At 72.1% G+C, this 12,753-nt stretch carries 14 protein-coding genes and 1 riboswitch; of the genes, 6 read left to right on the top strand and 8 right to left on the bottom strand.

Annotated features, from left to right (window positions below; genetic code table 11):
* Positions 1–2: 2 nt before the first annotated feature.
* Positions 3–1,775: an alpha/beta hydrolase gene (locus AB0H81_RS11095; protein ID WP_358372394.1), complete on the bottom strand. Its 1,773-nt coding sequence runs from the start codon at positions 1,773–1,775 to the stop codon at positions 3–5.
* A gap of 144 nt (positions 1,776–1,919) precedes the next feature.
* On the opposite strand from AB0H81_RS11095, the gene AB0H81_RS11090 reads away from it, so the two are divergent.
* Entirely contained in the window at positions 1,920–2,300 is a 381-nt protein-coding gene (locus tag AB0H81_RS11090; protein WP_358372391.1) for a VOC family protein, read from the top strand.
* 51 nt (positions 2,301–2,351) lie between these two features.
* Here the strand turns inward: AB0H81_RS11090 and AB0H81_RS11085 are convergent, their stop codons facing one another.
* Positions 2,352–2,750, bottom strand: coding sequence for a DUF1232 domain-containing protein (locus tag AB0H81_RS11085; RefSeq protein WP_358372388.1), 399 nt, complete (start codon positions 2,748–2,750; stop codon positions 2,352–2,354).
* A gap of 133 nt (positions 2,751–2,883) precedes the next feature.
* On the opposite strand from AB0H81_RS11085, the gene AB0H81_RS11080 reads away from it, so the two are divergent.
* The 4 genes from AB0H81_RS11080 to AB0H81_RS11065 all read left to right on the top strand — a co-directional run bounded on the left by AB0H81_RS11080 (position 2,884) and on the right by AB0H81_RS11065 (position 6,568).
* Positions 2,884–3,744, top strand: coding sequence for an aldo/keto reductase (locus tag AB0H81_RS11080; RefSeq protein WP_358372385.1), 861 nt, complete (start codon positions 2,884–2,886; stop codon positions 3,742–3,744).
* A gap of 88 nt (positions 3,745–3,832) precedes the next feature.
* Positions 3,833–4,033: a DUF5302 domain-containing protein gene (locus AB0H81_RS11075; RefSeq protein ID WP_358372383.1), complete on the top strand. Its 201-nt coding sequence runs from the start codon at positions 3,833–3,835 to the stop codon at positions 4,031–4,033.
* Between the two features lie 255 nt (positions 4,034–4,288).
* Positions 4,289–4,426, top strand: a riboswitch (cyclic di-AMP (ydaO/yuaA leader).
* A gap of 189 nt (positions 4,427–4,615) precedes the next feature.
* Positions 4,616–5,485: a hypothetical protein gene (locus AB0H81_RS11070; RefSeq protein WP_358372380.1), complete on the top strand. Its 870-nt coding sequence runs from the start codon at positions 4,616–4,618 to the stop codon at positions 5,483–5,485.
* Between the two features lie 237 nt (positions 5,486–5,722).
* Positions 5,723–6,568, top strand: a complete 846-nt coding sequence (locus AB0H81_RS11065; protein WP_358372377.1) for an alpha/beta hydrolase — start codon at positions 5,723–5,725, stop codon at positions 6,566–6,568.
* 35 nt (positions 6,569–6,603) lie between these two features.
* On the opposite strand, the gene AB0H81_RS11060 is transcribed toward AB0H81_RS11065, so the two are convergent.
* From AB0H81_RS11060 to AB0H81_RS11040, 5 genes are all read right to left on the bottom strand, one after another.
* Positions 6,604–6,975 (bottom strand): hypothetical protein, encoded by a 372-nt coding sequence (locus tag AB0H81_RS11060; protein WP_358372374.1) that lies wholly within the window; start codon positions 6,973–6,975, stop codon positions 6,604–6,606.
* Between the two features lie 38 nt (positions 6,976–7,013).
* The gene (locus AB0H81_RS11055) at positions 7,014–7,445 is read right to left on the bottom strand and encodes a roadblock/LC7 domain-containing protein (protein ID WP_358372371.1); all 432 of its coding nucleotides are present in this window, start codon (positions 7,443–7,445) and stop codon (positions 7,014–7,016) included.
* On the bottom strand, positions 7,442–8,548 hold the full coding sequence (locus AB0H81_RS11050) for a hypothetical protein (protein ID WP_358372368.1): 1,107 nt from the start codon (positions 8,546–8,548) through the stop codon (positions 7,442–7,444). The genes AB0H81_RS11055 and AB0H81_RS11050 overlap by 4 nt, the downstream gene beginning before the upstream one ends.
* A gap of 3 nt (positions 8,549–8,551) precedes the next feature.
* The gene (locus AB0H81_RS11045; protein ID WP_358372367.1) at positions 8,552–8,929 is read right to left on the bottom strand and encodes a roadblock/LC7 domain-containing protein; all 378 of its coding nucleotides are present in this window, start codon (positions 8,927–8,929) and stop codon (positions 8,552–8,554) included.
* Positions 8,930–9,126: 197 nt separating this feature from the next.
* Positions 9,127–10,368 (bottom strand): DUF4032 domain-containing protein, encoded by a 1,242-nt coding sequence (locus tag AB0H81_RS11040; RefSeq protein WP_358372364.1) that lies wholly within the window; start codon positions 10,366–10,368, stop codon positions 9,127–9,129.
* Positions 10,369–10,390: 22 nt separating this feature from the next.
* Here AB0H81_RS11040 and AB0H81_RS11035 point away from each other — a divergent pair, with 22 nt between their 5' ends.
* On the top strand, positions 10,391–11,971 hold the full coding sequence (locus AB0H81_RS11035) for a DUF885 domain-containing protein (protein ID WP_358372361.1): 1,581 nt from the start codon (positions 10,391–10,393) through the stop codon (positions 11,969–11,971).
* 64 nt (positions 11,972–12,035) lie between these two features.
* Here AB0H81_RS11035 and AB0H81_RS11030 read toward each other — a convergent pair whose 3' ends face one another.
* Complete coding sequence (locus AB0H81_RS11030; protein ID WP_358372359.1) at positions 12,036–12,674, bottom strand: class II aldolase/adducin family protein; 639 nt, start codon at positions 12,672–12,674, stop codon at positions 12,036–12,038.
* Positions 12,675–12,753: the final 79 nt, after the last annotated feature.

Below are 12,753 nucleotides of genomic sequence, written 5' to 3'. Positions count from 1 at the left end.
GGTCACCTCTCGGTTGAGTCGCCCAGTTCGGGCATGAGCAGTTGCGGCTGCGTATTGAGAGGCGGGGGGTGCACGATCTTGTCGTACTGGCCGTTGATGATTCGTCCCATGTTTTGGAGCGAGACCGAGTAAGGCTGCCAGTAGCTGCTGTGCGCCGACGTGAAGACGTCTCTCCCCACAGGCATGTGACGTCCTCCGAATGAGGCGTCACCTGGATCTGAGCCGAAGCGGCCGAGAGCCGCGACCGGGTCGTTGCCGGCCTCGCCCACCCAGACGTGCTCCGCTCTGACGCCGAGTTGACGAGCGTGATCGACTCCGACTCCAGGACTGCCGATGAGAATGACGTCGTCGGCGAAGCGCCCAGGACGCAAAACGGCGGCGCGACCGGTGGTCAGCGACCCGTAGCTGTGACCGATGACGACAGTGCGGGCTGTGCTCGACGGGTTGTGGGCAGCGTGAAGACCGTCATTGAAGGAGGCGAGCGCCTTACCGCCTTCGGCTGCGGCCGAGGCGAAGGCGACGGATTTGGCCGGATCCATAAGTCCCGGATCGAGCTGGGGGGCGTCGTAGCCCAGCCACGTGATGGAAGCAATGCTTTGGATCCCGCTGTAATACGAGGCTTGCTGCCACAACGCCCGTGACCGCTCCAGATCCCCGTGCGCCGCGTCCAGCCCCGACGTGAGCCCCGACACAGACGTGACCGTGATGTCCGCCCTGTCCGGATCCCCCCATGAGACGACGAGCCGCCCCTGCCCCGTCACGTCGAACGCCAGCAACAGCGGCGCAGGATGCCCCGGTGCCGGGTGGAGTTCCGCCTCGATGAGGTCGAGGCGGCGTAGCCGGGCGGCGATGCGTTCCCAGCCGCCCAGCAGCCCCGGGTCCGCCAGGCGGCCGAGGTCCGTCGTGGCCGTCTCCAGGTCCCGTTCCAGCCGGGTCCTCTGTTCCGCCAGCCAGTGGCGGTTCGCCCGGTCGCGGACGCTCGCCGGCAGGCCGTTCAGCAGCCCGAACCGCGGCAACGTCACGAGCCGTTCCCGCGCCGCCGCCGAGAGCGTCGCCCACCACGCGGCGACCCGGGCCGCGAGGCCCGCGTCGGTGGCGCCCTCCTGGACGGACAGCAGGCGTGTCACCGCCTCCTCGTCGCCGGCGCCGACGCGTGCCAGCAGGCGCTCCGCTCCGACCGGGTCCGTGGCGTGGGCGCCGAACAGGCCGTACGCGGCGAGCCCCGAAGGCAGAGACGCGGCGAACCCCGGCGGCGGGGAGAGGCCCGGCACGGTCTCGCGGATGCGGTGCAGCCGGCGTCGCAGGTCGTCGCTCTGGGCGGAGGTCCAGGTGGCGATGCGGCCGAGCGCGTGGCCGGGCTCGGGGGACAGGCCGTGACCGGACAGCTCGGCGGCCAGGCGTGCCCCCGCGACGGGCAGCGTGTGCGCGACCTGGCCCAGGGACGTCACCAGGGCGGTCATGGCGTTCGGGTCGATGCCCTGGAAGCGGCCCGGGACGGGGGCCAGGGTCGTCACCGACGTGGTCAGCGCGGGCACCGCCGGGGCCGGTCCGCCGTGCCGTACGACGAGGAGGGCGAGGGCGTGCAGCGCGTGCGCGAGCGAGGATTGCAGGGCGGCGCGGTGGCGGGAGAGGGCGTCCGCGAAGGCGGGGGCGCCGCCGCCGACCCAGGCGTGGGCGTGCATGAGCCGCGCCGCCGGGTCGAGGTCCGCGTGGTGGCCGGCGGCCAGCGCCGAGGCCCGTTCGTACGCCGCGAGCGCCGCCCTGTGATCCGCCATGACGCGGCCCAGAGTGCCAGGTCAGCCGGGTGGTCCTCAGCTGATCGACGACTCACCCGGGTAAGTGTGGTCTCGGATGGTTCGTCCGCGTACCGGCCGCTGTGGCGCGGGTTTCTCTGTGAGGGAAGGGGTACGGGAGGGCACATGGCGTGTCGTATCAGTGAGTTGGTGCTGGATTGCCGCGATCCGGAGAGCCTGGCGGCGTTCTGGTGTGAGGTGCTGGGATACGTGGTGCTCAACCGGGACGACGACGGGAGCGTGGAGATCGGGCCGGAGAAGACGGGGTTCGGCGGGCTCCAGCCGACCCTCGTGTTGAACCCGTCCGAGGATCCGAAGGGCGGCAAGCTCCGGCTGCACATCGACGTGAACGCGACCGACCGCGACCAGGAGGCCGAGCTGGAGAGGCTGCTGGCTGCGGGAGCCCGGCGGGCGGACGTGGGGCAGACCGGCGAGGAGTCCTGGCACGTGCTGGCCGACCCGGAGGGCAACGAGTTCTGCCTGCTGCGGCTGAGGCTGGACGCGTAGGTTCCTTCCCCTTCTCAGGACTGACTCCCACAAGCGGGGGTGCGGGCGCACTCAGCGGGGGCGGGGGTCGCCGAGCAGGCGGAGGAGCAGGCGTGGCTCGCCCGGCCAGGCCTCCAGCAGGACCTCGCGCGGGACCTGCCGGGCCGCGTACCGCAGCGCCAGGGCGACCACCACGATGTCGTCGAGCGGGCCGATGACGGGCAGGAACTCCGGGATCAGGTCGATCGGGCTGGCCACCCACACGCCTGCGATCATGATGGCGACCCTGGCGCGGCGCGGCACGGCGGGGTGGCGGCGGAGCCTGCGGATGGTGGTCAGGCAGTCGGGGATGAAGGCGGCCAGATCCCGCATCGGGCCGGGCGGCAGTCGCCTCGCCAGGAGGAAGAGCACGCCCCAGGTGGCCGCCACGCACACGACGGTGACGGCGAGCCCGATCAGCCAGCCCCGCACGGCGTTCCCGACCTCGTTTCCGTTCCCTCGTGCCCCTCCGGTACGGCTCCACTTTACGGTCGGCGCGGCCGGCGCGACCCGCACCGGTAAGGGCGCCTTCCTCTTTCGATCGGCACGAGAGGAGGATGTGGACATGAACACGCGACCACTCGGACAGACCACCGTCAGTTCCATCGGTCTCGGCGCGATGCCCATGTCGGTGGCGGGACACATGCCCGACGAGGATCAGTCGATCCGGACGATCCACGCGGCCCTGGACGCCGGCGTGACGCTGATCGACACGGCCGACGCCTACACCCCCGCCCACGACCAGGTCGGGCACAACGAGCGGCTGGTCGCCAAGGCGCTGGCGAGCTGGGGCGGCGACCGGGACGCGGTGCTGGTGGCGACCAAGGGCGGCCACACCCGCGTTCCCGGGGGCGGCTGGGCCGTCGACGGCCGGCCGTCGTACCTGGTCGAGGCGTGCGAGCGGTCCCTCAAGGCCCTGGGTGTGGAGGCGATCGGGCTCTACCAGCACCACCGGCCCGATCCGTCCGTGCCGTACGCGGAGACGATCGGCGCGCTGCGCGACCTGCTCGACGCCGGCAAGATCCGGATGGCCGGGATCTCCAACGCCGACCCCAGCCAGATCAGGACGGCCTACGACATCCTGGGCGGCCGGCTGGCGAGCGTGCAGAACCAGTACTCGCCCGCCTTCCGCTCCTCCGAGCCGGAGGTGGACGTGTGCGAGGAGCTGGGAGTGGCGTTCCTGCCGTGGTCGCCGCTGGGCGGGATCAGCGCGGCGGGGCGGCTCGGCGGCGAGTACGAGGCGTTCGCCAAGGTGGCCGAGGGCCGCGGGGTGTCGCCGCAGCGGGTCTGCCTGGCCTGGGAGCTGGCCCGCGGCCCGGTCGTGATCCCCATCCCCGGGGCGAGCCGGCCGGAGAGCATCCTCGACTCGGTGGCGGCGGCCGATCTTGTGCTGACCTCCGAGGAGCTCAGGCTGCTGAACGGCTGACCCGTCCGGCGCTGACGCGGTCGGCCGGTTTCGCACGGCGGGTACGGGCGTGCGAAGCTTTGAACGTCCCCAACACCAGGAGGTCCTCATGACGGAAACACCGGAGCCGGAAGCCAGCGAAACTCCCGAGGACGAGTTGAAGCGCAAGTTCCGGGAGGCCTTGGAGCGCAAGCGTGCCCGGCAGGCCGATTCGGGCGCTGGTGGCAAGGGCGGCGACGCTTCCAAGATCCACGGTGCTCACGGGCCGGCCGCCAGCAAGCGCTCCTTCCGCCGCAAGAGTGGAGGCTGACGCGTCCTGAGCGGGCGGCGCGCGTCCTGAGCAGGCACGTGTCCGGAGGTCGACGCGTCCTGGGCGGACACGCGTCCTGAGCACGCGCTGAAAGCTGGTTTTCTGGAGGGGTACGGCATGCCGTACCCCTCCATTTCTTTGCCTGAAAGGTAGATCTTCACCCGATTTATGGGGTTTCCTTTGCTATTGTCCGGTTCGCTCGCTAGAGTCGAACCTGTTACCGGCCAGTGACCTAGCCCTTCGCCAGGAAGCGGCGGCTGACCGGCGCCGAATCCCGCTCCCGCGGGAACCGGGGAACCAACCTCTGGGGTGAATCCGGCCCGACCCGGGCCGGTAGGGCATCTCCACGCCCGAACCCGTCAGCTAACCCGGTAGGCGAGATGGAGAGGACAAGACTTCGATGCGCTACCGCGTACCCCCGGACGGGGCAGTGACACCGGCCGCCTGAGCGGCATCCCCCCTTCCCCCTGATTTACCTTCCCTCGCGCTCCCGCGTAGCGCCCGTTGGCACTTCTGCCCGGCTACGCCCCCATCTGAGCGAGCGCGCCCTCCTGTACCCCACGCAAAGGACTCTTCCAACACATGTCCGCACGACTTGGCATGCGTTCTTTCAGCCTTCTGACGGCGGCCGTACTCGGCGCACTCACCATCGGCGCCGGCACCGCGGCGCACGCCGACACCGACGACGACCAGAAGGTCCTCCTCAAGGGCGCCACCACGGCGTCCTACTTCTGGGACGACTCCTCCGGCCGCGCCGGCGACACCGGCCTGCCGGCCAGCGGCAAGCCCATGCAGAAGGGCCTGGCCGCCAGCCCGAGCTGGCCCCTCATGACCGAGGGCTACGTCGTCTACAAGGGCAAGAAGGCCCCGTTCTTCGTCGGCGACCGTGGCCCGGGTGTGCCCTCCAGCAGCGGCGTCATGCTCGACCTCGACGCCAAGACCTTCGCCCAGCTCACCGGCGGCCGCTTCAACTCCGAGACGCTCGGCGTGGACGGCGTCGGCGGCCAGGGCCACATCAAGGTGAGCTACGTCATCACCAAGTGGGGCAGCGGCCCGGGCAAGAAGAACCTCCCCGTCTCCTTCGCCTCCGGCGCCTGGCGCCGCGTCGACGCCAACCCGGCCAAGCCGCCGCTGCTCGCCGAGGACAAGTCCACCGCTCCGGAGGAGTCCGGCGCCGGCTCCGCCGGTGAGGCGGCCTCCGTCTCCAAGAACAACAAGAGCGACAAGAGCGACAAGGCCGGCAAGGACGACGCCGGTGTGGTGACCGCCTCCGAGCACACCTCCCGCGGCACCACCGCCGAGACCGTCAAGACCGCCGAGGCCGGCGACGCCGGCTCCGGCGACCAGGGCCTGAGCACCTCGGCCGGCCTCGCCCTGATGGGCGTGGCCGCGGTCGGCGGCGGCGCGTACCTCGGCCGCGACCGCCTGCGCAAGCTGCTCGTCAAGAGCTGACCCCCGCCGGACCGGCCGCCGTCCCCCCAGACGGCACGCCGGCCGGCACCCCGACCATGCGGCCGGGTCCGGACGCCACCCCGTCCGGTCCGGCCCTACCCAAGGGGCCTGCCTGCCTCTCCATCCAGGCCCCTTGTCACCCCGCTCCGGACCGCCGCCGCCCCGGCGGTTCCGGGGCGGGGTGACGCCTTTCCGGGCCCTTTACCCCGTTGCGGTCCGAATGTCATTCTGTTGGACGTGATCGCGCGCGTTAAGGTCAACGGCATCGAGATCGCCTACGAGAGCTTCGGCACTCCCGGTGCCCGCCCCCTCCTCCTGGTCATGGGCCTGGGCGCCCAGCTCATCCACTGGGACGACGCGTTCTGCCTCCTCCTCGCCGAGCAGGGGCACCACGTCGTCCGCTTCGACAACCGCGACGCGGGCCTGTCCACGCACCTGCGCGAGTACGGCCAGCCGCGGCTCGGCGGCGCCCCGCCGTACCTGCTGGACGACATGGCCGACGACGCGGCGGGGCTGATGGACGCGCTCGGGTGGGCCGCCGCCCACGTGGTGGGCGCCTCGATGGGCGGCATGATCGCCCAGGCGCTGGCCATCCGGCATCCCGGCCGGGTCCTCAGCCTCACCTCCATCATGTCCACGCCCGGCCCGCAGGCCGCCCCTCCCACGCCCGCGGCGAGGGCGGTGCTGCTGGCCACGCCGCCCGCCGGGCGCGAGGAGGCGATCGCGCGGTCCCAGGCGGCCTGGGCCGTGATCGGCTCACCCGGCTTCGAGCCGGACCGGGCGCGCATCGCGGACGTCGCCGGTCGCGCCTTCGACCGCTGCTTCGACCCGGCGGGCACCGCGCGCCAGCTCGCCGCCATCATGGCCTCGGGCGACCGTACCGAGGGACTGCGCGGGCTCGGCGTGCCGGCGCTCGTGGTCCACGGCGAGGCCGACCAGCTCGTCCCCCTCGCCGGTGGCCTGGCCACCGCCGAGGCCATCCCCGGGGCCAGGCTGCTGACCTTCCCCGGCATGGGCCACGACCTGCCGCGCCCGCTCTGGCCGCACCTCGTCGCCGCCATCACCCGGCTGACCGCCGGCTGACCGCCGCCGTCCAGGGCACGTCCGGCCACGCGTGGCTAGACGTCCAGCTTCTCCTCGATGGAGCGCAGCTGGTGCCTGGCCATCGCCAGGTTGGCCCGACCCCGGTCCAGGGCGAGGTAGAGGAACAGGCCCTTGCCGCCGCGCCCGCTGACGGGCCGGATGATGTGGTACTGCGAGCCGAGCGTGATGAGAATGTCCTCGATCGCGTCCTTGAGGCCGAGCGAGTCCATCGTGCGCAGCTTGGCCTTGACCACCTCGGTGTTGCCGGCGCCCGCGACCTGGAGGTCCAGGTCCTTGGAGCCGCCGAGCGCGCCCAGCGTCATGCCGCTGCCGTGGTCGACGACCGCCGCCCCGATGGCGCCGTCGATCGTCATCATCTCTTTGAGCGAGACGTCCATGCTGGCCATGTCACTTCTCCGTTCTGTGGTGATTTCCCTGGGGTCGGTCATCGCATCCGTGCTGCGATGGCGGCCACGGCGGCCGCCGTCTTGCGGCCCTCCAGCCGGAGCAGCCCGAGGTTCGTGCCGGGCTGGGCCAGGACTGTGAGGACGATGGTGGGGCCCGCGGCGTAGAACGCGGCGAACCCGGCCGTGCCCGAGATGAGCGTCTCCTCCAGATCGCCCCTCCCGGACATGGAGAGCATGCGCCTGCTCATCGCGAGCAGGGCGGCGGTGAGCGCGGCCGTCCGCTCGCCGTCGCCGACCGTGGGGTCGCAGGCGACGGCGAGCCCGTCGACCGTGCAGGCGACGCTGCCGCTGATGTCCGGGGTGCGCTCCCGCAGGAGCACCATCTCCTTGAGCACCTCGTCGTGCAGCTCCACCGGCGGCCTCCTTCTCAGCGAGGGCAGTCTCACGACGGTGAGTGGGGGGAACCTCATGCCAGCTCCTCCAGGGCCTTCTTCAGCCGCATGAGCAAGGCCAGGTCCCTCGGGTCCGCCGTCACGGCCGGGCCGAGGGATCGCGCCGGGCCGGACGGGTCGAGCGCGCCCGCCGGGCCCGTCGCACCCGCCGCGTCCGCCGCATCCGCAGCGTCGGCAGCCTCCGGGAGGAGGGGCGGCGGTCCGGCCGGCGCCGCGAGCGGCCCGGGCGCGGGCGGGCGGTCCTGATTCGCGGGCAGGGCCTGTTTCGCGCGCCGGGCCGGATCCACGGGCGGGGCTGCATCCACGGGCGAGGCTGCGTCCGCGGGCGACAAGGCCGGATCCGGCGGCTGAGGCGGCGCATCCGCCGGATCCAGGGTCTGGGTGGAGGGGCGGGCCCGCCGTCCGCCGCCGCGTGCGCGCTTGGGCAGCGTGGCCCCGCCCCCGCCCCCGCCGCCGGCCTCGGGCGAGGCGCCGGCGGGGTCGGGGGGCGCGAGCAGGCCGGACGCGGCCAGCCGCCGTACGGCCAGCAGCACCGAGTACCCCGACCGGCCCAGCCGTCGCGCCAGGTCGAGCGGCGTCGCCTCCTCGTCGGCGCGGGTGACGATCTCCCACTGGACGGCGGTGAGCGTCACGCCCTGCCCGGACAGCCGGGACGCCGGTCGTACCGGGGCGGTGTCCACGTCGGCGGACGGCCAGATCCGGGCGAGCTGGGCCCGGCGGCGGGCGCACTCCCGCACGAGCCCCGACACCTCGAAGTACCACCGCCCGCCCAGCCAGTGCCGCTCGCCGGGCCGGAACTTCGGCCGCGTCCCCGTGGCCGGCAGCAGGAAGAACGCGGCGTCCAGCACGGCGCCCAGCACGCAGAACTGCAGCTCCCCGAGCGTCACGGCTCCTTCGGCGAGCAGGCGCTCGCAGCCGCCGTCCGCCTGGATGCGGCGCAGCGCGGCCTCGGGCATCCGGCCGCGCGCGGTCAGCAGCCGCTCGACGCCGGGCGTCTGGGCGCACTCCATGTACGTGACCCGCCCCTCGTCGAGGAAGACGGTGCCGACTCGGCCGACGCGCAGGGCGCCGGTGGGGCGGTCGTTCGTGAGACTCGCCAGCAGCGTGTCGAGGGTCGCCATCGGTCACGCCAGCAACCGGCCGGAGATGTCCCGCAGGCGGTGGCGCGCGAGCGCCAGGTTCGAGCGCTCCAGGTCGAGGCGGACGTAGATGACGAGCGGCCCCTCGAACACCGTCTCCATGAGCCTGAGCAGGTGGTGGCCGCGGTCCGTGGTGACGAGCATGTCGTCGATGCGGACGGTGTCGCCGGGACACGAGCGCGCCAGGCCGTCCATGGTGGCGCGCAGCGTCTCGGTCAGGGCGGCGGCGGAGCGCTCGGTGTCCACGCCCGTGGGCGCCCCGCTGGCGGCCACCGCCATGCCGCTGGTCTGGTCCAGCAGCATGGCGTCCAGTGCCCCCGGTATGGCCATGACCTCGGTCAGGCAGTCGTCCAGTCCGAGCACGGATCCTCCCCTCGCCGTCTTGAAGACTGGGACAGCGTAGGAGCGCACGGGTGTCACGGAGCGGAGCCGGATGGCAGCGGTACGAAAGCTATACGGCGCGGAAGAAGAAAAACCCCACCGGGGCGCAGCTTTCTCCGAGTTATCCGTATTGAGGGTGACTTAGACGAATATCCTTCGCCTTTCCGCAGGTCAGAGGATCAGCCGAGTTCCCCGTCGAGATCGTCCGCGAGCCCCTCCGGGGGCTCGTCCGGAAGGACGGCCTTCTCGTCCGGCTTGTGGACGAGGACGTTGCCGATGTACGACTTCACGGCCGCCGCGAGGCCCACGTCACCGCCCGCAGCCTCCGACAGGTACCACCGGTGGTCGAGGATCTCGTGGAAGACCTGGGCCGGGTCCAGCTTGGCCCGCAGGTCCGCCGGCAGCGCGTCGACCGTCGGCTGGAACACCTCGGCCAGCCACCGGTGCGCCACGATGGCCTCGTCCTCGTGGCGCAGGCCCTTGGCCACGCGGAAGCCGTCGAGGTCGTTGAGCAGCCGCCGCGCCTGGTTCTCCTCCACGTCGAGGCCCGTCAGGCGGAGCAGGCGCCGCTGGTGGTGGCCCGCGTCGACCACCTTGGGGCGCACGATCAGGCGGCCGGTGCCGACCTTGCGCCGCACCATCATCTCGGCCACGTCGAACCCGAGCAGGTTCAGCCGCCGGATCCGCTGCTCCACCCGGTGCCAGTCGACCTCCTCGATGATCTCGTCCTGGGTGATCTCGTCCCACAGGCGGTGGTAGCGGGTGACGATGTCCTCGGCGGTCTCCATGGGGTCGACCGACGGGTGCAGCAGGCCGCCGGCCTCCAGGTCCAGCATCTCGCCGAAGATGTTGGTGTGGACGACGTCGATGTCGGCCAGCCGCTGCCCCTGGCTGAGCATCGGGTGCATCTCGCCGGTCTCGGCGTCCACCAGGTACGCGGCGAACGCCCCGGCGTCCCGGCGGAACAGCGTGTTGGACAGCGAGCAGTCGCCCCAGTAGAACCCGTTCAGGTGCAGCCGCACGAGGAGCACGGCGAGCGCGTCGAGCAGCCGGGTCAGCGTGTCGGGCCGCAGCGTGCCGGACATGACGGCCCGGTACGGGAGCGAGAACTGCAGGTGGCGGGTGATCAGGGCGGCGTCGAGGCCCTCCTCGCGGCCGGTGACGTAGGCGACCGGCTCCACGGAGGGGGCGTCCAGCCGGGCCAGGTCCCACAGGAGCTGGTACTCGCGGCGGGCGTACCGCTCGCTGATCTCCTTGATCGCGTACACCTTGCCGGAGAGCCGGGCGAAGCGCACGACGTGCCGGGAGATGCCCCGGGGGAGGTCGACGAGGTGGTGCTGGGGCCAGTCGGCCAGCGGGAGGTCCCACGGAAGCCCGATAAGGTCAGGATCCTCGAGCGCTCCGGTGATCTGCAGCGGCATTTCTACAGGATATTGTGCGACGGTGGACGAGTTTCTCAAATGGTACTTTTCCGACCGTCCGGTGATCGCCAGCGTTCTCGGCGCCGACGGCTACGACCACACGCTCGGTGACTTCTCCGCCGAGGCATGGACCGCCCGCGCCCGCGAGACCGAGGCCTGGCTGGAGCGGCTGTCCGCGACGGAGCCCGCCACCCTCGACGACGAGCTCGACCGGGACCTCGTCGTCTCCCAGCTCAGGGGCGCGGTCGCGCTCGAGTCGTGGCCGGAGTGGCGCCGCGAGCCGGCCGCGTACCTGAACCCGATCTTCATCTCCCTCTTCACCCCGTTCCAGCAGCGGCTCAAGCCCGAGCCCGAGATGGTGGACGCGGCGATCGCCCGGCTGGCCGAGGTGCCCGCCGTGCTCGCCGCCTGCCGCGCCAACCTGGACCCCGACCTGGCCGCTCCCCTCCTGGTGCAGCGCGCGCTGGGGCAGGCGCGCACCGGCCGCAGGTTCCTCACCGAGACCGTGCCCGGCATGGTCGCGGACGAGGCCGCGCGGGTCCGGCTCGCCGAGGCCGCCAAGCCCGCCGGCCACGCCTTCGACGAGCTCGTCACGTTCCTGGAGGGCTTCGAGTGCGGCGGCACCTGGCGCATGGGCGAGCGCCTGTACTCCACGCTGCTGCGCGAACGCGAGATGCTCGGCTACGGCGCGCCCGAGCTGCACGAGAAGGGCAAGGCCGCCTGGGCGGAGCTCGACGGGCGGATGCGCGAGGTGGCACGCGGCGTCAACGGCACCACCGACTGGCGGGCCGCGATGGAGTCGCTCATGGACGACCACCCGCCGACGCTGGCCGACATGCGCGCCGAGTACGAGGCCGAGACGCACCGGGCCCGGGAGTTCGTCCGCGAGCGGGACCTCGTCACGTTCCCCGAGGGCGAGGAGTGCCTGGTCCTGCCCTCGGCCGAGTACAACCGGCCCGTCGTCGCCGTGGCCCACTACCTGGCCCCGCCGCCGCTGACCAGCTCGCGCACCGGCGTGTTCTTCGTGCCGTACACCCCGGACGGCTTCACCGACGAGCAGGTGCGGCAGCGGCTGCGCACCAACTCGCGGGCCCAGATGCCCTCGATCGCCGTCCACGAGGCCTATCCGGGCCACCACTGGCACCTGTCGCACATGGCGGGCAACCCGCGCACGGTGCGCAAGGTGTTCCGCACGCCGTACTTCACCGAGGGCTGGGCCCTGTACGTGGAGAAGGTGCTGCACGAGGAGGGCTACTTCGACACGCCCGCCACCGAGCTGGCCCACCTCGACTGCCGCATCTTCCGGGCCGCCCGGATGGTGGTCGACACCGCGCTGCACTGCGACGACATGTCGGTCGAGCAGGCCGAGGAGTTCATGTCGACGAAGGCGTCGCTCACGCCGGGGACGGCCCAGGGCGAGGTCAGCCGCTACTGCGCCTGGCCCACGCAGGCGCCGTCGTACCTGACGGGCGCGATCGAGATCGACCGCATCCGGCAGTCGTACGCGGGGTCGCCGAAGGAGTTCCACGACCTGATCGCCGGCTCGGGCGGCATGCCCCTCGGGCTCGCGGAGAAGGCCGTCACCGGGGGCTCGCCGAGCTGAGGCCGGGCGGGTCACAAGTCGCGGGTCACAAGTCGCGCGGGTCACAAGTCGCGCGGGTCAGCGGTCAGGCGGGGCGGCGCGGGAAGCGGGGCGGGTTGAGCGCCCGCTCCACGACCGCGTCGAGCTGCTCGGGCGTGAGGACGGCCGGCCGTCCCACCCCGAGCGCCCGCACGTACACCTCGCACAGCCACTCCAGCAACCGCGTCGCCTCGAACGCCTGCTCCAGCGTGGCGCCGATGGTCACCCCGCCGTGGTTGGCCATCAGCGCCGCCTGCCGACCGTCGAGCGCCTCGCGCACGTTCGCGGCCAGCTCCGGCGTGCCGTACGTGGCGTACGGGGCGACGCGGACCGTGCCGCCGAGCAGCAGCGTGTTGTAGTGGATCGGCGGCAGCTCGGTCATCGTCGTCGCCACGACCGTGCCGAACACCGAGTGCGTGTGGACCACCGCCTGCGCCGCCGTGCTCGCGTACACGGCCAGGTGCATGGGGGTCTCCGACGACGGCTGGAGGTCGCCCTCGACCAGGTGGCCGTCCATGTCCACGACCGGGCACATCTCGGGGGTGAGCCGGTCGAGCGCCACGCCCGAAGGGGTGACGGCGACCAGGTCGCCCTCGCGGACGCTCAAATTGCCCGAGGTGCCGATCACCAGGCCCAGCTCGACGGCGCGCCTGCCGTACTCGCACAGCTGCTCACGGGGGCTCATGGGCGGCAATGTAGTCGGTCGTCCGAAATACATCAACGCCATTGACGGAGATATGGCGCGAACATACGTTCGGGGAGTC

Origin of the sequence: Nonomuraea sp. NPDC050691, assembly GCF_040654455.1 — a bacterium.
GTDB lineage: Bacteria > Actinomycetota > Actinomycetes > Streptosporangiales > Streptosporangiaceae > Nonomuraea.
This window is presented reverse-complemented; position numbering and strand designations above follow the sequence as displayed.